Here is a 25,289-nt window from a genome sequence, read left to right on the forward strand (position 1 = left end):
GATGGCAGAAGATTTAAAAATTAGATATTCCGATAAGGATTTAGCAGAGTTCAAGGAGCTGATAGACGAAAAAATAGAAAAAGCAAAAAGTCATTTAGAACTGCTTAAGAGTTCCTATATGAATGACGGAAATAATGGTACGGACGATACCTCCCCGACTTTTAAGGCTTTTGAAGAAGGATCGGAGACCATGAGCAAGGAAGCTAACACGCAATTGGCCATTAGACAGGAAAAATTTATTCGGGACCTTAAAAATGCGTTGCTGCGAATAGAAAATAAAACCTATGGCATATGCAGGGTAACCGGTAAGCTTATTAATAAAGAGCGATTAAAACTGGTTCCCCATGCTACGTTGAGCATAGAAGCCAAGAACATGCAAAAATAAATGAAACGCCTTAGGGCGTTTTTTTAATGCTACCCGTGCAAAAGTCAGTATTCTACCTTATTCTGTTTGTGATACCCTTATCGATTTCCTCCCAGAAATTGATAAAAAAATCGGTTTTGGATAAAAACATCACCTCGATCAAGATAGATGCGAACAATTGTTTTGAAGTGTTTTTGGATACACGTTCTAAAACCGATGAAATTAGTATTGAAGGTAAAATTGACGGTGAGTATAAAAAGGATTTGAAATTGAATATAGTCAAGGACGGGAATTCGGTATGGGTCAATGCAGGATTTAGGCCCAATTTCAAAAACCCCAATGATAAACTGAGTGCACATAAGGTAATATCCATTGCATTAAGGATAACGGTTCCTGAATGGAAATGGGTTTCACTCTACGGAACGCGATCAAGAGTACTTGCACAAGGAAAGTATAAGAAGCTGAATATTGCCCTTTCCGAAGGTTCCTGTGAACTAAAGGAGGTCGCACAACAAGTTAATGTAAGGACACAGAGCGGGGATATTTTGGTAAACGCCATTGCTGCCCAGATAAATGCAAGGACAAAATACGGTACACAGGACAAGAATACGATTCCCAAGGGCCATAACAGATATACGTTAAATACGGTTACCGGAAACATCATACTGAATAAAACCGAATAATATTTCTATTTTTGCCCATTGAAAAAAGAATAATGAACCTAAAGAAGTCTATAGTTCTCATAGTTTTGATCCTGATCGTTGATCAATGGAGCAAAATATACATTAAAACCAATTTTGAATTGGGAGAGTCCGTAGACGTATTCAATTGGTTCAAGATTCTTTTTATAGAAAATGAAGGCGCTGCCTGGGGTGCCAAATTGAGCGATGTACTTCCCATATCGGATGCGGCAGGAAAACTGGTGCTCACCATTTTTAGATTATTTGCCATAATAGGGATAGGATATTGGCTTTTTGATGTCATCCGAAAGAACTCCTCCAAAACTTTGACCATTGCGGTCTCATTGATTTTTGCCGGGGCCCTTGGCAATATATTGGACTCCGTTTTTTACGGACTTATTTTTAATGACAGCTATAATGAAGTAGCCACACTTTTTTCCGATGAACCCTATGGAAAGGTCTTTTATGGCAAAGTAGTGGACATGCTGTATTTTCCAATGGTAGATACCACTTGGCCAGATTGGATTCCTTTTGTTGGAGGAAATAATTTTCGGTTTTTTGAACCTGTATTCAATGTAGCGGATACGGCAATAAGTACCGGTGTGGGGATTTTATTGGTCTTTAATAAGCGTGCCTTTAAAAAAATAGGGGAAAACGATCCGAACGTTGTTCAGGAAGATTTGAAGGAGTCTGCCCCAAAAGAATAGGTGTTATTGGGCGTTACACAATAATTCATGGGAACATCGTTTGAAAAAATACCGGTAATTTTTTCTTCGGCCTCAAAAAAGGACAGCCCTACTTTGATCACTTCTGCTTTACATTCTTTAAGGAACCCGTCATAAAACCCTTTTCCATAACCTATACGATGCCCTTTTTTGTCAAACGCCAATAATGGGACAAAGACTACGTCTATTTTACTTGTTTCAATACAAATCCCATCAACAGGTTCGGGAACGCCCCATCCGTTATTTTTTAGCTTTGTAGCATCCGTAAGTAAATAATGCTCAAGATGATTTTCTACAATTTTCGGGACTATAACATTTTTGTCCTTGCCCTGTAGGATCGAAAGTATATAGGCAGTGTCAATTTCTTTTTTCTCAATAATGGACAGAAAGAGGTGATAGTTGGTAAAATCCCATATAGGGAGTTTTAAAAGGTTGTTGGCTATAGAAAGGCTATGGGTAACAAGTAAGGAGGGGGAAATGAAATTCCGTTTAGTAATGTACTTTTTGCGCAAGTCTTTTTTCAACATAGTTGAAAGATGCCCATAATGTAAGGAGTATTACTTTATTCTTTTGCTGCGACGGCAAAGAAAACTTTGAAGAATAGCATTAAGATCAAGTAAGTGCCTAGGGTTATTATATAACTTTCCATGTATTCGGGGTTTTTTATTCTGAGTTAAATATAGGTAAAAAAATAATTAAATTTCTTTGAAAAGCACTCTTTCATCGATTAAAAGCACATTTTTTAGAAAAAATTAACTTTAATAGGAATAAATAATAAATGGATAATATCTTAATTAATTGATAGACAATGAGTTGTGATTAAAACGCAATTTATAACTTATTTTAGACTTTTTAACATTCTAATTATGAAACCATTACATAACGGTTTGGAAAAGAAAGTCAACCTTGTCGTCTAACAAAGATCATTCTTATAGGAATAAAGTTAAAAATCTAAAAAGTACTGCATATTTTATGGGAAGCACGTATATTAAATTATATTTTTGAATAGTAGAGATTCCCATTTGCTATGCTTCAAATTCCGATCAATGTTCAATTGAGTTCGCTTCCAAACAGTCCTGGGGTATATCAATTTTATGATTCAAGTGATACCATTCTTTATGTAGGTAAGGCCAAAAATTTAAAAAAGAGGGTTTCGTCTTATTTTACCAAAAACCATGAATATGGGAAAACACGTGTTTTGGTAAAGAAAATAGTTCGTATTAAACATATAGTGGTACCTACTGAATCCGATGCCCTGCTGTTGGAAAATAATCTGATCAAGGAATACAGGCCGCGATACAATGTACTGCTCAAGGATGATAAATCCTATCCTTGGCTTTGTTTAAAGAAAGAACGCTTTCCACGGCTTTTCCCTACCAGGCGGATCATAAAGGACGGTTCCGAGTATTATGGTCCATATACAAGCATGAAAACGGTACGGACGCTTTTGGACCTGATAAAAAGTGTTTACCCACTTAGGACCTGTAACTATGACCTTTCGGAGTCCAAGATCAATGACGGGAAATATAAAGTTTGCCTGGAATATCATTTAGGGAACTGTAAGGGGCCATGCGAAGGATTGCAGACCTTAGGGGAATACGAACGCCAAATTGACGACATCCGGGAAATAATCAAAGGAAATTTCAAGTCGTCTCTGAGTTATTTTAAAACACAGATGAAGTCATTGGCCGGTGAAATGAAGTTTGAGGAGGCGCAGCAAATAAAGGATAAAATAGATATTCTTGAAAACTATCAGGTAAAATCTACTATAGTTAATCCCAAGATCAGTAATGTAGATGTTTTTTCCATTATTTCGGACAATGCCTTCGCTTATGTAAATTTTCTTCAATTGTCCCATGGGTCCATAGTGCGATCACATACCATGGAAATAAAGAAAAAATTGGATGAAGATGATGGGGAGCTTTTGCAATTGGCCATTTTTGAAATCAGACAAAGGTTCAATTCAACCTCTAGGGAACTGTATCTTCCGTTTAAGGTTATGGTGGACCAGGGCTTAAAAGTAACCATTCCAAAACTGGGGGATAAAAAACGTATTCTGGAATTGTCCGAGCGCAATGCCAAGTTTTATAGACAGGAACGCTTTAACCAAATTAAGATTATAGATCCTGACCGGCATACCAATAGGATAATGGCCCAAATGAAAAAGGATTTGAGACTTTCTGCAGAACCGCGCCACATAGAATGTTTTGACAACAGTAATATTCAGGGCACAAACCCCGTTGCGGCCTGCGTTGTTTTTAAAGATGGAAAACCCTCAAAAAAAGAGTATCGCCATTTTAATATAAAGACCGTTACCGGACCGGACGATTTTGCATCTATGGAGGAGGTTGTGTTTAGAAGGTATAGAAGGTTGTTGGAAGAAGGGGAACCATTGCCACAGTTAATCATAATAGATGGGGGCAAAGGACAATTATCATCAGCCTTAAAAAGCCTGGATATTCTGGACTTAAGGGGAAAGATTGCAATCGTAGGAATAGCCAAAAGGTTGGAAGAGATCTATTTTCCGGAGGATCCGATACCCCTTTATTTGGACAAAAAATCGGAAAGCCTAAAAATTATACAGCAATTGCGTAATGAAGCCCATAGATTTGGGATAACCTTTCACAGAAATAAAAGAAGTAAAGCAGCTATTAATTCCGAATTGGAACAAATTGAAGGTGTGGGAGAAAAAACGGTGAGGGATTTGTTGAAAAATTTTAAATCCGCAAAACGGATCAAAGAAGCATCATTGGATAATTTATCCCAGGTAGTGGGTATGTCAAAGGCAAAGAAAATATATGAGTCGTTCCATTGAATATAGACCAACGGCCGCTTATGGACCTAGGGTTGTTTTTACCGTATTGTTCACCTGCATTTTTTTGATTGTAAACGCCCAAAGTCATAAAATAGAAAAAGATAAAAAAGTAGGACTCGTATTGAGCGGGGGCGGGGCAAAGGGGTTGGCCCATATAGGAGCGTTAAAGGTCATTGAGGAAGCTGGGGTACAAATAGATTATATCGGCGGAACCAGTATGGGTGCCATAATCGGTGCTTTGTATGCTTCGGGCTATTCCGCGACCGAACTGGACTCTATGTTCAGGGCAAGGGATTTTGGCAGCCTTATACAAGACAATCTGCCCAGAAGTGCAAAAACCTTTTATGAAAAAGAGGATTCGGAACGTTATGCCCTAACATTGCCGTTCAATAATTTTAAAGTCAGTATTCCTCCGGCTTATTCAGAAGGTCAGAATATCTACAATGAATTGGTCCGATTATTATATCACGTAAAGGATGTGGAGGATTTTTCTAAACTGCCCATCCCGTTCGTTTGTGTGGCTACGGATATAGAGACAGGAAAAGAGGTAGTGCTCAATTCGGGTTATTTGCCCGAAGCCATTATGGCCAGTGGCACCTTGCCCTCCCTGTTCGAACCTTCCAGTATTGATGATAAAGTGCTGATAGACGGTGGGGTGGTCAACAATTATCCCATTGATCTAGTAGAGGAATTGGGAGCGGACATTATAATAGGTGTAGATGTGCAACATGGTTTGGCCAAAAGGGAAGCATTGGTATCCGCAACGGAGATTTTGCTACAGATCAATAATTACAGGACGGTAGCGGACATGGTAGAGAAGTCTGCCAAAACGGATATCTATATCAAACCTCAAATTGAAAACTACTCGGTCATAGATTTTAATAAAATTGATGAGATCATTAGGAGTGGAAAAAAAGCGGCCTTTGAAAAATTCGAAGATTTAAAAAGTGTTTCCCATAAATATAAGAGAGCGGGGAATACCATGGATCGGATTAAATTAGAGGATAGTGTTGTTATCAATAGGCTGATCATAGAAGGGAACAATAGCCATACCAGAGGATACGTAAAAGGAAAGCTGAGATTTGACCTTGGAGAACCGGTAGCGTTCAAAAAATTACAACAGGGCATTAGCAATTTGGCCGCCACGGGAAACTTTAAGACGAACAGATATAAACTGACCTCCAACCGATCTGGCGAAGACTTGATTTTGCGTTTGGACGAAACGCCCAATACCTCTCTATTAAGGTTGGGGGCTCATTATGATGACCTGTACAAGAGTGCGGCAATTATCAACTATACCCGGAAAAATCTGTTTTTTAAAGATGATGTCGCTTCTTTTGATCTAATGCTCGGGGATAATGTCAGATATAATTTTGAATATTATATCGATAAAGGTAGTTATTGGAGTTTTGGATTAAGTTCAAGGTTTAATGATTTTCAAAAAGAAATAGATTTTGACATTATTAGGAATAACTTTGATATTCCTCCAGGAATAGCCGTAAATACAATAAATATTGATATAGCTGACTTTACCAATCAAATTTACCTACAGACCGTGGTACGTGAGGAATTTGCATTTACCACTGGGGTAGAGCACAAATTTTTAAAGTATAGTACAAGGACACTGGGGGAAACTTCTGGAATGCCCGAAACAATGGCACTAAATTCTTCCCAGGGAAGGACTTTTTTTGAAAAAAGCAACTTTTTTAGCGTTTTTGGTAATCTGATATTGGATACCTATGATGATAAGTACTTTCCTACCCGAGGCCTATTTTTTGATGGGGATGTTCATTATTACCTATTATCTTCCGATTTTAATGATAACTTCAAGGACTTTTCAATATCCAAGGCTAGACTGGGTATGGCCTTGCCTATTTTAAAGAATCTATCCATAAATATAGAAACGGAAGGTGGTTTTAAGTTGGGAACATCCAGTGTTACCTCCTTTGATTTTGTCCTTGGCGGTTATGGTACCAATCTCATCAATAACTTTGTGCCCTTTTTCGGATATGATTTTTTGAGCCTTCCCGGAAACAGTTATGTAAAGGCCTATGGGCGGTTGGATTTTGAATTTGCCAAAAAGAACCACTTCTTACTTTCCGCTAACTACGCCAATGTGGAAGATGATATTTTTAGGACGGGAGAATGGTTTACGGCCCCCAATTATTCCGGTTATGGTATCGGCTATGGATGGGAGTCCTTTTTGGGTCCGGTACAATTAATTTATTCCTGGTCGCCAGAAGGCGATAATTCCAATATTTTTATAAGCGTAGGATATTGGTTTTGAGTAATCGTTGCTGTTTTTTGGTATTCAAAAAATAGCTTTAATTCCTTATTTTTCTTAATATATTCACAAATATGCCCTTTAAATATTAATTACTGTTAAGTAAAGCGTTAAAGTAAGTTAAAACCTACTTCGGAACATGGTTCTTGTTATAACTTTACACTCAGGTAAGGGGTGGTTCCCTTACAACTTTAAGTATTGGTTTTTCATAATTTAAAGTTTGGTTGGTTATTTAGGAAAAGCCCAGTTGTTGAACTGGGCTTTTTTTTATACAATACTTTGGAATAAATTTTGTTTAAATTATGGTCAGGTACATTTTTGGACAATCACAATTTGTAATTTTACCTATAAAACCATTGTTATGAAAAGAACATTGCCTTTCCTTCTTTTATTGCTATTTTATGGACTTAATGCCCAGGAGAGAGAATCGGCTTTTAAACCTGGGGAATGGTTAAAATTTAGAATACATTATGGCTTTTTGAATGCCAGTTACGCTACCCTGCAGGTAAAAAATTCCAAATTGGATACCATTCCGGTCTATCATGTTGTGGGCCATGGGGAGACTACGGGTTTTGCCAGTTTCTTTTTTAAGGTAGACGATACCTATGAAAGTTATTTTGATAAGGTAGATGGAAAGCCTTATAGGTTTGTCCGTAAAATCAATGAAGGTGGTTATACCAAGGATATTGAGATAAATTTTGACCATGAAAAGGATAAAGCGGTACTTAATGATAAAAAAAACAAGAAAAAACTTAATTTTGTGCTGCATGACAGCATTCAAGATCTGATTTCTGCCTTTTACTTTCTAAGGAATAATTATGAACTTCAGGATTTGACCGAGGGAGAGGCCATAGACTTAAAAATGTTGTACGATGATGATGGGATATTCAATTTTAAACTTAAATATTTGGGCAAGGAGATCGTCCGAACCAAATATGGCAAGGTAGAATGTCTTAAATTTAGACCATTGGTACAATCTGGACGTGTTTTTAAGGAGCAGGAAAGTTTGTCCCTTTGGGTGTCCAATGATGATAATAGGATTCCCATAAGAATAAAGGCCGATTTGGCCGTTGGGGCCATAAAAGCGGATTTGGATGGTTATAATGGTCTAAAACATCAATTTAAGATTATAATGGACTAGACTTAAATGAAGGAAAAAGAGCGGATTCAGTCCCAAATTTCAAAACTTGAGGAAAAATACAGGGACTCGGGTCAGGATCTAAGTTCATACTTGGACGGCCTGTTATACCAACGTTATCTTACGTATTGGGACTACATTCACTTAGACACCTTGTTAAGCCTACAGGTGCCGCGAACTCATTTTCCGGATGAGGAAATCTTCATAATGTACCACCAGATTACCGAGTTGTACTTTAAGCTCATATTACATGAGCAAAAACAATTGGTGGACGATAAGTCCCAAAATCTGGATTTTTTTATTGAAAAAGTAAGGCGCATAAACAGCTATTATACGGCCTTGATATCTTCTTTTGGGATTATGATCAAGGGAATGGAGCGTGAACAATTTCTTCAATACCGTATGGCACTTTTGCCTGCAAGTGGATTTCAGTCCGCACAATATCGGATGATAGAAATTTATGCCACTCCAATGGAAAATTTGGTACACTACTCCAGAAAAGACGATTTTTCCGCAGAAAATACCATAGAGGAGCTATATGAGCATATCTACTGGAAAAATGGGGCAACGGATAAAACTACAGGAGAGAAGACATTGACCCTAAAACAATTCGAATATAGATATACACCAAGATTAATACGCATTGCGAGGCAGGTAGAAGGTGGTACCATTTATCATAAATATTTAGGGCTATCCGAGGAACAAAAACAGAATGGGGCACTTATAAAAGCGTTAAAGGCCTTGGATGTAAATGCAAATGTAAACTGGCCCTTAATGCACATGGGGTCCGCACATCGTTATTTGGGGAAAGAATCGGGCAATTTGGATGCCACAGGAGGGACCAACTGGAGAAAATACCTGCCCCCGAGTTTTCAAAAAGTAATCTTTTTCCCCAAAATCTATTCAGATCAAGAATTAAACGATTGGGGAAAGCAATGGGTAGACCATATCTTTAATCCTGATAAAACCAAATAAATAAAAATGCGAAAATATTGGGGCATAGTACTAACGTTGGCATTGTTCGTCTCTTGTAAGGAAGGTAAACCCGTTCAAAAGGGGACCGTTGAAGTAAGGGCCAACCAAGAACCGATTATTACAAAAGAATTCGGCTTTAATATAGAAGATTTCATAGTTATAAAGGACACTGTTAAAAAAGGGGATAGTTTTGGGGAGTTGATGCTGGCCAATAATGTGGATTATCCAAAGATTTTTAAGATTTCACAAGACTTTAAGGATACGTTCGATGTGCGTAGAATAGCTGCGGGAAAACCGTACACCATTTTAAAATCTAAGGACACCACGGAAAAAGCACAGGTTTTTATCTATGAAAATGACCGTATTAATTATACGGTAGTGGATTTAAGGGATAGCGTAACTGCCTACAGGAACAAGAGAAAAGTAAAATATGTGGAGCGAGAAGCTTCCGGAGTTATTGAGACTTCTTTGTCCGAAGCGATCTTGGATCAAGGTATCGATTACAATATTACGAACGGTCTTTCTGAAATATATGCATGGACCATTGATTTTTTTAGGCTTCAAAAAGGGGATAAATTCAAGGTCATATACAAGGAAAAATTCATTAATGATTCGGTTTATGCGGGAGCGGAACCAATAGAAGCGGCTTATTTTGAACATAACGGAAAGCCCATCTATGCTTTTGCCTATGAAAATGATTCCCTAAAGAATATCATTGATTATTATGATGAGGATGCGAACAACCTCAGAAGAACATTTTTGAGGGCCCCGGTTAAATTTAGCAGAATATCTTCCCGGTACAATCTTAAAAGGCGTATCCGGTATTACGGATATAAGATAAGACCCCACAAAGGAACCGATTATGCGGCACCTATCGGAACACCGATACTGGCAACAGCGGATGGTATCGTTACGGAATCTACACGGAGGGGCGGGAACGGGAAATATGTAAAGATCAGGCATAACGGCACCTACTCCACCCAGTATCTGCACATGAAGAACCAAAAAGTGAAAAAAGGGGAATTTGTAAGACAGGGCGATGTTATTGGGTGGATCGGGATGACGGGCAATACCGGAGGCCCACATGTATGTTATCGGTTTTGGAAAAATGGAAGACAGGTAGATCCGTTGCGGGAAGACCTGCCACAGGCGGAACCACTTCCAGAACCACTCAGACCCGATTACTTTGCCTATATCGATCCACAAAAGAATCAATTGGACTGCATAATCTATCCAGAAAAAATTGAAGAAAAAAATTTGTTAACCCTCAACGAAGAAAATGGCACTAAATCAAACTAACCCTACCACAACGAAGGCCTGGAAAAAACTGACCCAACATTATTTAGATTCCAAAGAACTTCACCTAAAGGAACTTTTTTCCGACCACCCCAAAAGAATAGAGGATTTTAGTTTTGCCTGGAACGATTTCTTTTTTGATTTTTCCAAAAACAGGATTACCAAAGAGACTGTACAATTACTTTTGCAGTTGGCCGAGGAGGTACGGCTTAAAGATGCTGTCTCCAAATATTTTCATGGAGACCTGATCAATGAAACAGAAGACAGGGCTGTATTGCATACGGCTTTGAGGGCAAAGAAAGATGATAATATTATTGTAGACGGTAAAAATGTGATGCCCGAAGTTATCGGGGTTAGAAATCATATCAAGAATTTTTGTGATGCCGTAATCAATGGTGATAAAAAAGGGTTTACGGGCAAGACCTTTACAGATGTTGTCAATATTGGAATAGGAGGCTCGGATTTGGGACCCGCTATGGTCACAGAAGCACTTAAATTTTATAAGAACCATCTCAAGATGCATTTTGTAAGCAATGTAGATGGCGATCATGTTCGTGAAATACTTCGGGAATTAAACCCCGAAACCACCTTGTTCGTTGTGGTTTCAAAGACTTTTACCACTCAGGAAACATTGAGCAACGCAACAACCATTAAAAAGTGGTTTTTAAAACATGCCGAACAAGGGGATATAGCAAAACATTTTGCGGCCGTATCTACAAATACCGAGAAGATTGCGGAATTTGGTATTGCCGAGGATAATGTGTTTCCAATGTGGGACTGGGTAGGTGGTAGGTTTTCATTGTGGAGTGCCGTTGGTATTTCCATAGCATTGGCCGTAGGATACGATAACTTTCAATCACTATTAGATGGGGCAAATGAAATGGATCGTCATTTTGAAGAAAGTGAATTTTCATCGAACATACCCGTTTTAATGGCTTTGATAAGTGTTTGGTACAACAATTTTTATAAAGCCGAAACGGAGGCCATTATACCTTATACGCAATATTTAAGTCGCTTTTCAGCTTACCTACAGCAGGGCATTATGGAGAGTAACGGAAAAAGTGTGGACAGGCAAGGTAATCCAGTGGCCTATGAGACCGGTACTATAATTTGGGGAGAGCCTGGCACCAATTCCCAACATGCCTTTTTCCAGTTGATTCATCAAGGCACAAAATTGATTCCAACAGATTTTATTGGCTTTAAACAATCACTTTATGGCGATGTGGACCATCATAACAAACTAATGGCCAATTTCTTTGCACAGACCGAAGCTTTGATGAACGGTAAGACAGAGGAGGAGGTAATAGAAGAACTTAGGGAAAAGGGGATTCCAGAAGAAGAAGCGCTAAAGTTGACACCGTTTAAGATATTTCATGGCAATAAACCCACAAATACCCTATTAATAGAAAAACTGACACCTAAAAGTTTAGGTGCGTTGATCGCTTTGTATGAGCATAAAATATTTGTTCAGGGAGTAATTTGGAACATTTTTAGCTATGATCAATGGGGCGTTGAGCTGGGCAAACAATTGGCCGGGACCATTCTAAAGGATATAGAGGGTTCGGATATCGCAATACATGATAGTTCAACAACAACACTTCTGCAAAATTTTAAGAATTAAACCTATTCTTTTTCATTTTTTTAATATTTCATAACCTGTTCATTTACAGTGTTTTTGTAAGGTTTTTTAACTTATATTTAAGATGACTAATTTAATGTTCTCTTAACGTTGGAAGCTCTAAAATAGAGGACTTTTACAGCGACTATTAAAAACTAAACACTAGAAAAATGAAAAAAATGTATTTGATGGTCGTTGCTATTTTAATAGCTACGACCGCATTCTCGCAAAGAACGATTACAGGTACCGTAAACGATGGCGAAACGGGGTTGCCACTTCCCGGAGCCACTATTTTGATTAAGGGAACTACTAATGGAACTTCTACTGATTTTGATGGAAATTTTAGTATTGATATAAACCAAGATTCAGGGGTTTTGGTGATTTCTTATATTGGGTTCATTACTAAGAATGTCCCTTTTGCCCATATGAATAACATGGGCACAATAATTTTGGACCCTAGTGCCGAGGAATTGGAAGGAGTGGTCGTAACAGGTATATTGGATATTGCGAGGGATCGTGAAACACCTGTTGCCGTTTCAACAATTAGAGCTTCGGAGATACGGGAGAAATTAGGTTCACAAGAACTTCCGGAAATCCTTAGGGCCACACCGTCTATCTATGCTACAAAAACAGGTGGGGGATTTGGTGACGGAAGAATCAATGTAAGGGGGTTTGATTCCCAGAATACGGCCATTATGATCAATGGCATCCCAATAAACGATATGGAGAACGGAAGGGTTTTTTGGAGTAATTGGGCCGGTCTAAGCGATGTGACGACGGCTATTCAGGTACAAAGAGGTCTGGGTTCCTCCAAATTGGCTATTTCTTCTGTTGGAGGCACTATTAACATCATAACAAAATCTACTGAAAAGGAGCAAGGCGGCACGATCTCTTATGGAGGGGGTAATAATGGATATTTAAAAACTACGGTTTCATACAATACGGGCAAATCCGAAAATGGTTTTGCCGCCTCCCTATTGTTGGGGAGAACAGCTGGCGATGGATACATTCAAGGGACAAAATTTGAAGGATTTAATTACTTTATTGGATTAGGCTATGAAATAAATGAGAATCATAACCTGCAATTTATATTGACCGGTGCACCTCAGGTACACAATCAAAGGACCTCGAGCTTTTTTAATGTTGCTACATTGGAAGACCATATAGAATATGGTACTCGCTATAACTTTAACGGAGGTACCTTAAATGGGGAAGAATTTGGGTGGAGAAGGAATTTTTATCATAAGCCCGTCACTTCTTTGACATGGGAATGGAAAACCAGTGGGAAATCCACATTATCCACTTCGGCGTATGCTTCTTATGGTAGAGGTGGCGGAACAGGAGATATAGGTGTAGGGCCGAGCTTTGGTTTTGCCAATTCCAGCAGGTATAGGATTCCGGAAACCGGACAGGTAGATTATGATTTAATATCCAGGTTTAATGCTGGTGAAGAAGTTACATTCTACAATAATGATAACAATGGGAACCCACGGCAACTGTCACCAAATACCAATGGAGAACAGATAGTCACCAGTTTTGGGGACGGGATAATCAGACGGGCATCGATCAACTCCCATAATTGGTTCGGTTTCATCGCCAATCATAATACACAGATCAATGATAATTGGAGTTATGATTTGGGAATAGATCTAAGAAGTTACAAGGGCATTCATTATAGAAGAGTGGACAATTTGTTAGGTGCGGACGGTTATTTTGATGATGATGATATCAATAATCCGGATCATACCATAAGAGCGGATGGTGTAATCGATTCAGATTTTGGTTCTATAGTGAACGTGTTCAGGAACATTGATAAGGAAGAAAAAATAGATTATTATAACGATGGTCTGGTAAGGTGGTACGGAGCTTTTGGGCAGTTGGAATATACAGACGGCGTAGTTTCCGCATTTGTACAGGGAGGTATTTCCCAACAAGGTTTTAAAAGAATAGATTATTTTAATTATTTGGATTCAGACCCTTTACAGGAAACCGATTGGGAAAATATTTTGGGAGGTAATATAAAAGGCGGAGCCAATTTTAACGTTAATGAAGCAAATAATGTATTCTTCAATGCCGGCTATTATTCCAAACAACCCTTGTTCGATGCCGTGTTCCTTAATTTTGAAAATGAATTGAATCCTGATTTGACCAATGAGAAAATTCTGGGGCTGGAATTGGGATATGGCCTTAATCTTGGGGATTTTAGGACCAAAATAAATTTATACAGAACTTCTTGGAAAGACCGATTTGAAAGAGTGAGCATAGAGACCCCTATAGGGGATGAAGGGAATGCCAACATTAACGGTGTAGAGCAAATTCACCAAGGAATCGAGATCGAAGCGGATTACAGAGCTTCGGATATCGTACAGTTTAGGGGAATGCTTTCCTTGGGGGATTGGGAATACGGGGGAAATGCCAATGGAGCGGCTTTGGACGATGATCGTAATGTTATTGATCCCGATGTTACTTTATTCCTGGATGGGGTAAAAGTAGGTGATGCGGCACAGTTCACTACTAGCCTTGAGATGATCGTCCGCCCGGTTGAAAACCTAAAGATCAGCAGTACCTTATATTCAGCTTCCAGATTGTATGCATTTTTAAATGCTGAGGATTTTAGTAGTTCGGACAACAAGGGTTCGCTTCGTCTGCCAAGCTATTCCTTATTTGATTTAGGAATATATTATAAATTTAGTCTTGGCGGAATTAATATGATAAATATTGCCGCTAACCTAAATAATGCCTTTAATACGGAATATATTGCAGAATCTTTGACCAATACTTTTGCAGAAGGCAGTGATGCAACCTATAAGGGGATATCAACGGACAACAAGGTCTTCTTTGGTTTTGGAAGAACCTTTAACATAAGTGCACGTTATACCTTTTAGGACCGCCACCAGTAAATTATTATGGCCCCATCGTTCAGGTGGGGCTTTTTTATGCTCAAAAATCAGTATTTTTAGAAACGAAAAATTACAATCATGGAAGAATCAGGATTAGCTTACACTTGGATACAACATCTACATTCCTATCTGGCATATGTGGCATTGGCAATATTATTTTTGGCAGTGGCCAATGCCATTACAGGCCTAATATCCAAAAGGGTTTTTGCAATGCACAAGGATTTTAGAATTAGCCTGTTCGCGCTTATTCTTTGTCATTTGCAGTTATTGGTCGGATTGGGATTATACTTTTTGTCCCCGAGCGGGTCAAGTGCCATTCAGGAATTTGGGATGGGGGGCTTAACGTCCGCTGCAAGACTTTTGGCCGTAGAACACCCGGCCATTAATATTTTGGCCATAGTTTTTATAACGATAGGTTGGTCCCGCCATAAGAAATTTGTTGAAGGGGATAAGAAGTTTAAAAGTATAGCCATATTTTACGGCATAGGATTGTTGCTTATTCTCAGTAGGATTCCTTGGTCCCAGTGGTTCAGTTAACAGACCTTTATAAATAATCCCCTGAGGATGCCGATGGTAATCAGAGGTGTCCTAATAAGCGTTCAACAAATTTTAATGCAAATGAAAAATGGAATAACACTCGCACTACTCTTTTTCTCGATTATCGTTTCTGCGCAGCAAAAATCACTATTTAATGGCAAAGATCTGGATGGTTGGGTCGTATACGGTACAGAAAAATGGTACGCCGAAGATGGACTGTTGGTTTGTGAAAGTGGCCCTGATAAGGCCTACGGTTATCTGGCGACCAAAGATTATTATAAGAATTTCATCTTGGAGTTGGAATTTAAACAAGAGGCAGATGGGAACAGCGGCGTATTTATAAGGTCTACCGTAGAAGGGACCAAAGTAAGTGGTTGGCAGGTAGAGGTAGCTCCTCCCGGAAAGAGTACAGGAGGGGTTTATGAGTCCTACGGCCGTGGTTGGCTGATTAAACCGGATCCGGAAAAAGACAAGGCATTAAAAGAAGGGAAATGGAATAAAATGAAGATCAAAGTGTCCGGAGATACCATTACCTCATGGTTGAACGGAACCCAAATGATTACCCTTACCGATGAAAAAATAGGGGCCGGAGAAGGTGCCATAGCACTGCAAATTCACGATGGTGGCGGGATAAAGGTAAAATGGCGAAATATTCGACTAGAAGAGATAATAGATTAATCGCCCCTGTTCCTTTAAGGATTCCGATTAAATTAAGGGGCATCTTTTGAATCTACTTTCTTGATCAAATAAATATATACGGGAAAATGATCACTGTAACCTCCAATATAGTTGCCACCGGCGTAAGTGCGTAAGGGATATCCTTTATATCTGCCTTTGGGATCAATAAGATAATCGGGGGTAAAGATACCCGCTTTCCAGTAGGAGTAGGAACTTTTGGAGGGATTTAAAAAATTGGAAGTCATGTAGATTTGATCGAACAGGTTCCATTTATCCCTATAGGCTAGGGAACCCGACCCTTTTTTAAATAATTGCTCCATGGGCCCGAACAGGTCAATTGAATCCAATTGCTTAATTTTTCCTTTGACATTAAGCACTTTTTTAAAACTAGGATCTATGGGGTCATCGTTAAAATCACCCATTCCGATAATCTTGGCATTAATATCCAATCTTCTAATAGAATCTACGATACGTTTGTTCAGTTGGGCGGCTTTTATCCGATAGGGCCTACTTCTTGTCTCGCCACCGCTTCTTGAGGGCCAATGGTTGACCAGAAAGTACATTTTTTCGTCATCCAAAAGCCCTTCGACCACCAACTGATCCCGGGTATAATTTCTATTTCCCTCATCATCAATCAATAACAACCGATGACTTTTTAATGAGATAGGAAGAAATGATTTTTTTTTATAGAGGAGCGCTACGTCGATTCCCCGTTCGTCCGGTGAATCAAAATGAACTATTCCGTAATTTTTTTCCCGCAAATTGGGGTAATCGATCAAATCTACGAGCACTTGCTTGTTTTCAACTTCGCAGACCCCAACAATATCCGGGGCGTATGACCTTTTTTCTGCCCCTATCTGGGCAATGACCTTGGATAGGTGGGCAAGCTTTTTTTGATAGCGTTCAAGGGTCCAATTATCCTTGCCCTCTGGAGTTCTATCATCATCAAAGACCAAGGTATCGTTTTTTGTGTCAAAAAGATTTTCCAGATTATAGAAAGCAATTGTACGGAGCTTGTACCGAGGGTCGTTTTGGCCGATACCCAAATAAGAACCAAAAAGTAAAAGGCAAAGAACTTTGGACAGCATTACATGTTTATTTTTTCCCAAATAAATCAAATTAAACAGAATTTTCGCACTAATTTATAACTTTCTTGATAACTTGTAATTTTTTACTTTCATTGCACTAACCCATAAAAATGCTCAAGAAGTATTTGTTCTTATTGTTCCTGGCACAATTAACTTGTCTCTGCGCCCAGGATATTTCAAAGGTAACAGGGGCTGTTTATAATGGAATCGACAAAACTCCTTTAACGGGAGTCGTCATTGCCATTGAAGGAGAACGTATTTCATGCCAAACAAATAAATCAGGAAATTTTCAATTGATAACTCCTTTAAAAGGGGATTATATTTTAACCGTCACATATCCTGATTTTTTGGTCAAAAGAGTTCCATTATCCCTGGAAAATAAAACGTTGGATATGGGGATTATCTATTTGGAAAGGGATATAAATATTGAAAAAAACGACAATCTTATTACGCTATCGGATGACGAACTTTCAGATGATGGTTCCAGTTCAAGTGCATTGGGTCTTTTACAATCGACCAGGGATGTATTTTTAAATAGGGCCGCTTTTGATTTTAGTCAGGCTTTTTTTAGAATAAGGGGTTATGATGCCCAAAATGGGGAAGTTCTTCTAAATGGCCTTCCCATGAACAAATTTTTTGATGGCAGGCCACAATGGAATAATTGGGGCGGGCTTAACGATGTAGTCAGGAATCAGGAATTTTCTAATGGGTTGTCCCCTTCAGAATATACATTTGGTGGAATTTCAGGGAATACCAATATAGATTTAAGACCGGCTGGATTACGTCCTGGAGTTCGGATTTCTTCCTCGGTATCGAACAGGACCTATGCAGGTAGAATTATGGCGACCTATAATTCCGGTCTGCAAAAAAATGGATTGGCCTATATGCTTTCGGCATCCAGAAGATGGGCCAAGGAAGGTTATATAGAGGGTACTTTGTACGATGCTTATTCAATTTATGGTGCTTTGCAATATCAGCCGAACAAAAAGAACGGCTTATTGCTTACGGCTTTTTTGGCTTCCAATAGAAGGGGGCGTTCCTCTGCAATTACAGAAGAAGTGTATGATTTGGTCGGAAGCGGATACAATCCGTATTGGGGGTCCCAAGATGGAAGAATAAGGAACACAAGAGAGCGAAAGATAGCGGAACCGGTAATAATGCTCAATTACTTTTATGATTCGGCGAAGTTTGATTTGCAGTTTGGGATGGCTTTCCAAACGGGCCGTACTGCAAGAAGTAGATTGGGATACTATAACGCTCCTAACCCAGATCCGACCTATTATAGGTATTTGCCAAGTTTTTACATCAATAGTCCCATAGGTGCAAATTTTGTAAGTGCGGCCATTGCCCGAACCGGTTTCTTGAACGACCCGCAGTTAAATTGGGAAAATGTCTATAGGGCTAATACTGCTGGGTCTCAGAACGGAAAGGCTGCCTATATACTGTACGATGATACGGCAGATAATAGTCGATTCACCACAAAGGTCAATGGAAATTATAAATTGAATAACAAATTTAAAATAGATTTTGGATTGGGTCATACAACCTTAAAGTCCGATAACTATGCACAGATCAATGACTTATTGGGGGCGGATTTTCATGAGGATATCGATCCCTTTTCCAATACCAGAAATGACCTGATAACGGACACCCGTAAAGAAAACGGCGATGTGTTCAATTATAATTATGAATTATCGGCCAATAAGACCGATGCCTTTATACAACTGAATTTGGATTTTAACCGATGGAAGGGTTTTTTGTCGGGACAATTTTCAACTATTGAATACCTACGAAATGGTCTTTTTGAAAATGAGCGGTTCTTTGAAAATTCCTTGGGGCAGAGCGAGGAAATAAGTTTTTCCGATTTTGGGATCAAAGGAGGACTTACGCATAAATTAACGGGCAGACATTGGATCACCTCAAATACGGCCTATGTTAAAAGGGCGCCCGTACTTCAGAATGTTTTTGTGAACCCTAGGGAATCCAATACCATTGTTCCCGATTTACGGTCCGAGACCATCTCTACAGTGGACGTAAGTTACTTTTTGAGAATGCCCAGACTTACGGGGAGACTTACAGGTTTTTATACGAGGTTTCAGAACACGACGGACATCAATTTTTTCTTTGTGGACTCCGGGGTCGGTTCAGATTTTGTGCAGGAAGTGCTAACGGATTTGGACAAGTTGCATATGGGTGTTGAGTTTGGTATGGAATATGAGCTTTCCGCATCGGTAAAACTATCGGGAGTCGCCGCTATTGGTAAATATCTTTATGCGAGTAATCCGTTGGTGACCATAAATTTTGATACGGCGGGGGTGGATGAGGAATTAATAGATGTGAGCGGGTCAAAAGATTTGGGGCCAGCGTCAATCAAGGATTATAAGCTGGCACAAGGGCCTCAAAAAGCATTTTCGATTGGTATGGAATATCGTGACCCCAAATATTGGTGGGTGGGGATGACAGCAAACTATTTGGCAAATAACTATGCCCATATATCTACGATAACCCGTACAAATAGTTTTTTGCTGGATCCGGATACCGGGGAACGTTTTAGGGATGCCAATGAAGAAAACGTTGCTGCCTTATTGGCACAGGCCCCTTTGGATAATTTCTATGTATTGAATTTAACAGGAGGAAAATCGTGGTTGAAAAAAGGAAAATATTTAGGGATTTTTCTAAGTGTAAATAATGTTTTTGATGCAGTATTTAGAACTGGAGGGTATGAACAGAGCAGAAATGGCAATTTTGGCCAATTGAGACAGGATAATTTAAGTGGTTCGCCATCTTTTGCACCAAAATATTGGTATGGCTATGGGCGCACCTATTTTTTAAATATAGCATTCAGTTTTTAAGGAGATGGGAAATTAAGTTGTAATGATGAATAGAGCGATCAAAATAACAATGGGAATGCTTTTGTACGGCATGTCGTTTTTGGGGTGTGTAAAGAATGGAGGTTTTGATGCTCCGGAAGAAGCCTGTACATCGGAACTGGTCGCAAATACCTCCTATACAGAAGTGAAGGACTTATACGAGGGTGAAACTTTTCAGATTCAGGAAGACCTGATCATTGAAGGCTATATCGTCTCTTCGGATAAGGCAGGTAATTTTTTCAGTGCCCTTCATTTTCAGGATAGACCGGTGGACCCCGGGGCGGGGTTTCAAATAGAGATCGATCTTCGGGATTCGCATTTATTTTTTGATGTGGGAAAGAAGGTATTTATAAAGCTCAAAGGACTTTATTTGGGAAAATCGAGGGATGTTTTCAAACTGGGAGGAGTGTTCAGCGCTTTTGGGAATATTTCGATCGGAAGGCTCCCGGCATCGGCTATCGGCGAGCATCTTTTTATTTCATGCGAAGAGGTGATAAATATTGAACCGACCCAGGTTTCAATTCAAGGTCTTGAGAAATACCATACCAATACGTTGGTACAATTTAATGATCTGGAAATTGCAGAAAGCGGGTTGGGTGCGGCTTTTGCCATAGAGAGAGAAGAGACAGAACGTATTTTGACCGATTGCGATGACAATGAACTCGTTCTTTTAAATAGTGGATTCTCGGATTTTCGATCTGAGATACTTCCAGAGGGAAATGGGTCCATAACAGGAGTATTGTTAAGAGAAAATGAGGATTATCATTTGATTGTCCGAGATTTACAAGATATCCATTTCACTCAGGAAAGGTGTCCGGATTTAATAAATGAATTTACATCTCCACATATCTTTTTTTCGGAATTGGCAGATCCGGACAATAATTCCGGGGCAAGATTTGTAGAGCTTTACAATGCTTCCGATGAAACATTATCTCTCAATGGTTGGCAATTAGTGCGCTATACCAATGCGAGTACTGAAATTAGCTCCTCATTGGACCTGTCGGATTATGTTATAGATGGGGAAAGTACCTTGGTTATTTCACCCAATGCCGTGGCGTTTGAAAATGTTTATGGGTTTGTTCCGGATGTGGCCATAGGTACAAATTCTCCGGCCGATTCCAATGGGGACGACAATTTACAACTGATCGATCCCTTTGGACAGATAATAGATGCTTTTGGAAGGGTAGGCGAGGATGGTACCGGTACGGACCATGAATTTGAAGATGGGAGGGCGATAAGGAATGCTGAAATAACAGGAGCCAATGCCGAATATACTTTTTCCGAATGGACTATCTATAATGATACCGGAAACCAAGGAACCACTAATTTGCCCCAAACCGCCCCGGAAGATTTCGATCCCGGGGAAAGATAAATAGTCTTACACCCCCTTTTTCGAAGTAATGATCGTTTCAAGGGATTCGGCCGTCAAGGGTTTAACGATATAATCTTCGACTATTTCATATTTTTTTGCCTTGGCCATATTCTCTGGACTTACAAAGGAACTTGTAATGTATATTTTTGTATTCTTTACTTGCGCTTTTGGAATATTATCAAATTCTTCTAAAAAGGTCCAGCCGTTTTTTTGGGGCATATTCAAATCCAATAAGATAATTTCCGGAAAGGGAATATCTTCTATGAGGAGGCCAATAAGACTGTCTATTCCTTCTTGTCCGTCCCTGTAACACAATATGTTCTCACAAAAACCCGTCTCCTTCATTAACCTTTTTGCTTTAAATGCAAAAAACTCATCATCATCTATAATACAGCAAGCATTAAATACACTCATAACCTAAAACCATATAGTTTTTATCCACCCTTCGTTTACAAAAGAAAGAAGAAAATAGATTTTTTCTATAAAGTAATAAAATAAATAACACTTTTTTTAAGTCGAGTATAACTTAAATGACTAAATATGAGAGATTTGAACATCAAATAAAAATATTATTTTTGTTTGATGTTTAGCGATTTGTCTTTTTAGACCATTACTGTACCCAAAATACTTTCCAAATCATTAGGGGTTATTGGTTTCAGAATATAATTATTGACCGTTTTATAATTCTTTACTTTTTCCAAATCCCTGGGGTCTACAGAAGAACTTATGATATAAACTATGGTCTTGTTAAATATATTATTGGAAATCTTTGTGAATTCATCCAAAAACTCCCATCCGTTCATAATAGGCATGTTCAAATCTAAAAAAATCAATTGGGGGACTTTTTCACCGGATTCCGAAATTGCCAATAACCCATCAAGGGCCTCTTGACCATTGTTATAGACGATAACGGACTCACAAAAGTCCATTTCCTTCATAATTCTTTTGGTTCCATAAATAAATATGGGATCATCGTCTATTAGGCAACAATGCTCTATTTTGGCCATTTTCATTTTACCCCTCTTTTAATGTTATGCAAAAAGTAGTCCCTTTATCAACCTCACTTTCCACAGAAATGGTCCCGTTCATGGATTCTACTTGATTTTTAGTGATAAACAACCCTATCCCTTTTGCGTCCTTATGTTTATGGAAAGTCTTATACATGCCAAATATACTATTACCATGTCTTTTTAAATTGATACCCTGTCCATTGTCCTTGAATTTTATAAGAACCGTGTCATTTTCGATCATAGAAGTAATCTTAATAACCGGACTCCTATCACTGGCACTATATTTAATGGCGTTGGTGTACAAATTCAAAAAAATACTTTCTAAGTATGCGGGAACGGCATTTACAAAGTGTGATTTTTCTACATTTATATAAGATACCGCACCTTTATCCCTTAGAAGTCCCTCGATACTCTTTTCAATATTTGCCAAGGTGTTTAAAAGACTTGTGCTTTGCATGTTTTCTAAAGCACCTGTTTTAAACTGAACGACCTCGTTTAAATGCTGTACTGTTTCCGATAGTCTATCGGTCGCATTAAAAAGCATATCGTTTAAATTTTTCTTCTCCCGTTCATTTTCCTCGGCTATTAAGAATTTGGCGAGCATGGACATGTTACTGGAATGCGATCTTAAATTGTGTGAAACGATATGGGCAAAATTCAAAAGGCTGTCATTTTGCCCTTTGGTAATCTCGACCAAAGTCTTTAATCTTTTTTCCGCTTCTATTCTGGAGGTAATATCCAATATTTGGGAAATAAAATGAGAAATATTCCCTTCAATGGTCTTTACCACGGTTACCGTAAGAATAGTGTGCACTAAACGGCCACTTTTGTGATAATATCTTTTTTCCAGTTGATAACTATCCCTTTTGTTGTCCAATACCTCTTGAAACAGACCAAGATCTATGTCCAGATCGTCAGGGTATGTAATATCTTGAAAAGTCAGTTTTAATAGCTCTTCTTCCGTATACCCCAAACTTTTGCAAAGACCCTCGTTTACACGTATCCATCTTCCATCCAAACCCACTAGGGCCATTCCGGCAGCTGAATTTTTAAAGGTTTCCGTAAAGGATTCCTTGTTACGTTCTAGTTTTAACCGGGTCTGCTTTAGCTCTGTAATGTCCCAATTGGCCCCTGTCATCTTAATGGCATTCCCTTTGGCATCACGTTCCGTTTTGGCAATTGCCCTTATATTTCTTACGGTACCGTCAGGCCAGAGGACCCTGAATTCCGTATCAAATTCTTTTTTGCCCGAAATAGCTTGTTCTACCTCTAGCTTTCCCCTTTCTTTATCTTCTGGATGAACACCAGATTCCCAGGCTTCGTATTCCCCGGAAAAATCCTGTTTTTTAACACCGTACAACCGATACATATTATCGTCCCAAACTAGATTGTTTTTGAGAATACAGTATTCCCAAATACCAATATTTGCGGTCTTTGTGGCTACTTTTAAGCGTTCCGCCGTTTCTTTGTATTTAAGTTCTGCCTTTTTTTGTTCATCTATGTCCTGAAAAGTTCCTATGAGCCTAACACATGAATTGTTAATGAATTCCGCTTCTCCTTTTGCCCTTACCCAGACTTCATTTCCTTTGGCCGTAATTATAACGAGTTCAGTATCCCAAGGTGTACCGTCTGCAATGGCAGTGCTGACCAGATCTGTTATTTTGTTCCGATGTTCCCCTTCCTTATAAAAATTGATTCCTTCTTGCAAAGAAGGTACATAATCATTGGGTACTTCATGGATTTCCCTGGTTACAGGACTCCAATACACCTTATTTTGGAGTAGATCCACTTCCCACCCGCCCGTTCTTGAAACTTTTTCCGCTTTTAGCAAAAGTTCTTTGTCCCGTTGTGCTATGGTAATATCTTCCATAGTGAGAATAACACCTTTAACGGAACCCTCATCATCCCAGGCTTTTATTCTCCATTTGAGCCATTGAATACGGCCTTCGGGCAATATGATTTTTTCCCCCAGGTTTTCATTTTTGGTCCCTTTAAGACATTCATTTAGTGCTTTTGCGAATGAGGGGGGTGTATTTTTGACCACGTCAAAAATTTTCTTGCCCCGCAGATCGGTTTGGTCTCCTCCGAAGTTATGGAGCCATATATTGGAATAACTGATAAACTTCAGATCATTGTCCAAAATGGCAACGGCCGCAGGAGAATCTTTTATAAGAAAGTTAACAGATAAAGTTTCCAAACGAAATAGTTTTAACTAAGATACACTTTTATTTTAACGTAAGAAAATATTCAAAAATTGTAAGAAACCAATCGAATGGCAATAATTTTCGTATTCTGAACGTAGGGAATGGTATAAAACATGTTTTATGGTTAAAGGATATCGGTTTTGGTCGAACTCATTTTTTTGGAAACTAAAATAGTTGTCCTTATAATTTACGGATAGAGGTCTAGGACCCATTTTGTTATAATGGTTTTTTATATTTTTAGGGATGAATGGTAACGAAGCTTTTTTTAATGAAATAAGAAATGGGGATTTTTCCAAAGTGAAGGATATCTTGGAAAAGAAACCCGCTTTAATGAACAGTAAGGATCCAAGGGGCTCTACACCGCTTATTTTGGCGGCTTATTATGGACATAAAGATATAGCCCTTCTTTTATTGGAAATGGGCGCACAGGTAGATGCCAAGGATGCTTCTGGGAATACTGCTTTAATGGGCGTTTGTTTTAAGGGATATAAGGAAATTGCCAAGCTACTTATTGAAAAAGGGGCCAATGTAAATGAAAGAAATACCATGGGCGGAACAAGCCTTATCTATTCGGTTACTTTTAATCGTTTGGAAATTGCAAAACTGCTTGTAGACAATGGTGTGGAAAAATCTATCAAGGATTCCCGTGGCAATACGGCTATGGATCATGCCAAAATGCAAGGAAGGCCTGCCCTGATCAATTTATTGGAAGAAGACAGCTGAAAACTGGATGAT

Annotated in this window: 20 protein-coding genes; 15 read left to right on the forward strand and 5 right to left on the reverse strand. The window is 38.9% G+C overall.

Translation table 11 applies throughout. The annotated features are described in order from the left end of the window. The first annotated feature begins 1 nt into the window (after position 1). The 3 genes from ACKWB9_RS00550 to ACKWB9_RS00560 all read left to right on the forward strand — a co-directional run bounded on the left by ACKWB9_RS00550 (position 2) and on the right by ACKWB9_RS00560 (position 1,751). Positions 2-385, forward strand: coding sequence for a TraR/DksA family transcriptional regulator (locus ACKWB9_RS00550; protein ID WP_414001024.1), 384 nt, complete (start codon positions 2-4; stop codon positions 383-385). Between the two features lie 116 nt (positions 386-501). Further along, positions 502-1,047: a hypothetical protein gene (locus ACKWB9_RS00555; RefSeq protein WP_414001025.1), complete on the forward strand. Its 546-nt coding sequence runs from the start codon at positions 502-504 to the stop codon at positions 1,045-1,047. A 32-nt stretch (positions 1,048-1,079) separates the two neighbouring features. Further along, positions 1,080-1,751 (forward strand): lipoprotein signal peptidase, encoded by a 672-nt coding sequence (locus ACKWB9_RS00560; RefSeq protein WP_414001026.1) that lies wholly within the window; start codon positions 1,080-1,082, stop codon positions 1,749-1,751. On the opposite strand, the gene ACKWB9_RS00565 is transcribed toward ACKWB9_RS00560, so the two are convergent. Beyond that, a complete protein-coding gene (locus ACKWB9_RS00565; protein ID WP_414001027.1) occupies positions 1,715-2,296 on the reverse strand; it encodes a 5-formyltetrahydrofolate cyclo-ligase in 582 nt (193 codons plus the stop codon). The two genes, ACKWB9_RS00560 and ACKWB9_RS00565, sit on opposite strands and share 37 nt — an antisense overlap. 500 nt (positions 2,297-2,796) lie before the next feature. Here ACKWB9_RS00565 and uvrC point away from each other — a divergent pair, with 500 nt between their 5' ends. The 9 genes from uvrC (at position 2,797) to ACKWB9_RS00610 (ending at position 16,010) form a co-directional block, all read left to right on the forward strand. Next, positions 2,797-4,584 carry an excinuclease ABC subunit UvrC gene (uvrC, locus tag ACKWB9_RS00570; protein ID WP_414001028.1) on the forward strand — a complete coding sequence of 596 codons (1,788 nt, stop codon included), beginning with the start codon at positions 2,797-2,799 and terminating at the stop codon, positions 4,582-4,584. Beyond that, entirely contained in the window at positions 4,568-6,871 is a 2,304-nt protein-coding gene (locus ACKWB9_RS00575; RefSeq protein ID WP_414001029.1) for a patatin-like phospholipase family protein, read from the forward strand. Before uvrC ends, ACKWB9_RS00575 begins: the two co-directional genes overlap by 17 nt. A 358-nt stretch (positions 6,872-7,229) precedes the next feature. Next, a complete protein-coding gene (locus tag ACKWB9_RS00580) occupies positions 7,230-8,009 on the forward strand; it encodes a DUF3108 domain-containing protein (protein ID WP_414001030.1) in 780 nt (259 codons plus the stop codon). A gap of 6 nt (positions 8,010-8,015) precedes the next feature. Continuing rightward, positions 8,016-8,981, forward strand: a complete 966-nt coding sequence (locus ACKWB9_RS00585; RefSeq protein ID WP_414001031.1) for a tryptophan 2,3-dioxygenase family protein — start codon at positions 8,016-8,018, stop codon at positions 8,979-8,981. Positions 8,982-8,987: 6 nt separating this feature from the next. After that, positions 8,988-10,280 (forward strand): peptidoglycan DD-metalloendopeptidase family protein, encoded by a 1,293-nt coding sequence (locus ACKWB9_RS00590; RefSeq protein WP_414001032.1) that lies wholly within the window; start codon positions 8,988-8,990, stop codon positions 10,278-10,280. After that, the gene (pgi, locus tag ACKWB9_RS00595; RefSeq protein ID WP_414001033.1) at positions 10,261-11,898 is read left to right on the forward strand and encodes a glucose-6-phosphate isomerase; all 1,638 of its coding nucleotides are present in this window, start codon (positions 10,261-10,263) and stop codon (positions 11,896-11,898) included. The genes ACKWB9_RS00590 and pgi overlap by 20 nt, the downstream gene beginning before the upstream one ends. Before the next feature lie 167 nt (positions 11,899-12,065). Further along, positions 12,066-14,780 carry a TonB-dependent receptor gene (locus ACKWB9_RS00600; RefSeq protein ID WP_414001034.1) on the forward strand — a complete coding sequence of 905 codons (2,715 nt, stop codon included), beginning with the start codon at positions 12,066-12,068 and terminating at the stop codon, positions 14,778-14,780. Between the two features lie 93 nt (positions 14,781-14,873). Further along, entirely contained in the window at positions 14,874-15,332 is a 459-nt protein-coding gene (locus ACKWB9_RS00605; RefSeq protein ID WP_414001035.1) for a hypothetical protein, read from the forward strand. An 81-nt stretch (positions 15,333-15,413) separates the two neighbouring features. Further along, on the forward strand, positions 15,414-16,010 hold the full coding sequence (locus ACKWB9_RS00610; protein ID WP_414001036.1) for a 3-keto-disaccharide hydrolase: 597 nt from the start codon (positions 15,414-15,416) through the stop codon (positions 16,008-16,010). A gap of 32 nt (positions 16,011-16,042) precedes the next feature. On the opposite strand, the gene ACKWB9_RS00615 is transcribed toward ACKWB9_RS00610, so the two are convergent. Then, complete coding sequence (locus ACKWB9_RS00615) at positions 16,043-17,098, reverse strand: endonuclease/exonuclease/phosphatase family protein (RefSeq protein WP_414001420.1); 1,056 nt, start codon at positions 17,096-17,098, stop codon at positions 16,043-16,045. 110 nt (positions 17,099-17,208) lie between these two features. Between ACKWB9_RS00615 and ACKWB9_RS00620 the strand changes: the two genes are divergently transcribed. Continuing rightward, positions 17,209-19,950, forward strand: coding sequence for a carboxypeptidase-like regulatory domain-containing protein (locus ACKWB9_RS00620; RefSeq protein WP_414001037.1), 2,742 nt, complete (start codon positions 17,209-17,211; stop codon positions 19,948-19,950). 22 nt (positions 19,951-19,972) lie between these two features. Further along, on the forward strand, positions 19,973-21,340 hold the full coding sequence (locus ACKWB9_RS00625) for a DUF5689 domain-containing protein (RefSeq protein WP_414001038.1): 1,368 nt from the start codon (positions 19,973-19,975) through the stop codon (positions 21,338-21,340). Positions 21,341-21,346: 6 nt separating this feature from the next. On the opposite strand, the gene ACKWB9_RS00630 is transcribed toward ACKWB9_RS00625, so the two are convergent. The 3 genes from ACKWB9_RS00630 to ACKWB9_RS00640 all read right to left on the reverse strand — a co-directional run bounded on the left by ACKWB9_RS00630 (position 21,347) and on the right by ACKWB9_RS00640 (position 24,547). After that, positions 21,347-21,754, reverse strand: coding sequence for a response regulator (locus ACKWB9_RS00630; protein ID WP_414001039.1), 408 nt, complete (start codon positions 21,752-21,754; stop codon positions 21,347-21,349). A gap of 188 nt (positions 21,755-21,942) precedes the next feature. After that, complete coding sequence (locus tag ACKWB9_RS00635; protein WP_414001040.1) at positions 21,943-22,353, reverse strand: response regulator; 411 nt, start codon at positions 22,351-22,353, stop codon at positions 21,943-21,945. Position 22,354: 1 nt separating this feature from the next. Next, positions 22,355-24,547, reverse strand: a complete 2,193-nt coding sequence (locus ACKWB9_RS00640; protein ID WP_414001041.1) for a PAS domain S-box protein — start codon at positions 24,545-24,547, stop codon at positions 22,355-22,357. Between the two features lie 250 nt (positions 24,548-24,797). On the opposite strand from ACKWB9_RS00640, the gene ACKWB9_RS00645 reads away from it, so the two are divergent. Continuing rightward, positions 24,798-25,277 carry an ankyrin repeat domain-containing protein gene (locus ACKWB9_RS00645; RefSeq protein WP_414001042.1) on the forward strand — a complete coding sequence of 160 codons (480 nt, stop codon included), beginning with the start codon at positions 24,798-24,800 and terminating at the stop codon, positions 25,275-25,277. Positions 25,278-25,289: the final 12 nt, after the last annotated feature.

The organism is Maribacter spongiae, assembly GCF_047345125.1.
In the GTDB taxonomy this organism is placed as follows: Bacteria; Bacteroidota; Bacteroidia; order Flavobacteriales; family Flavobacteriaceae; genus Maribacter.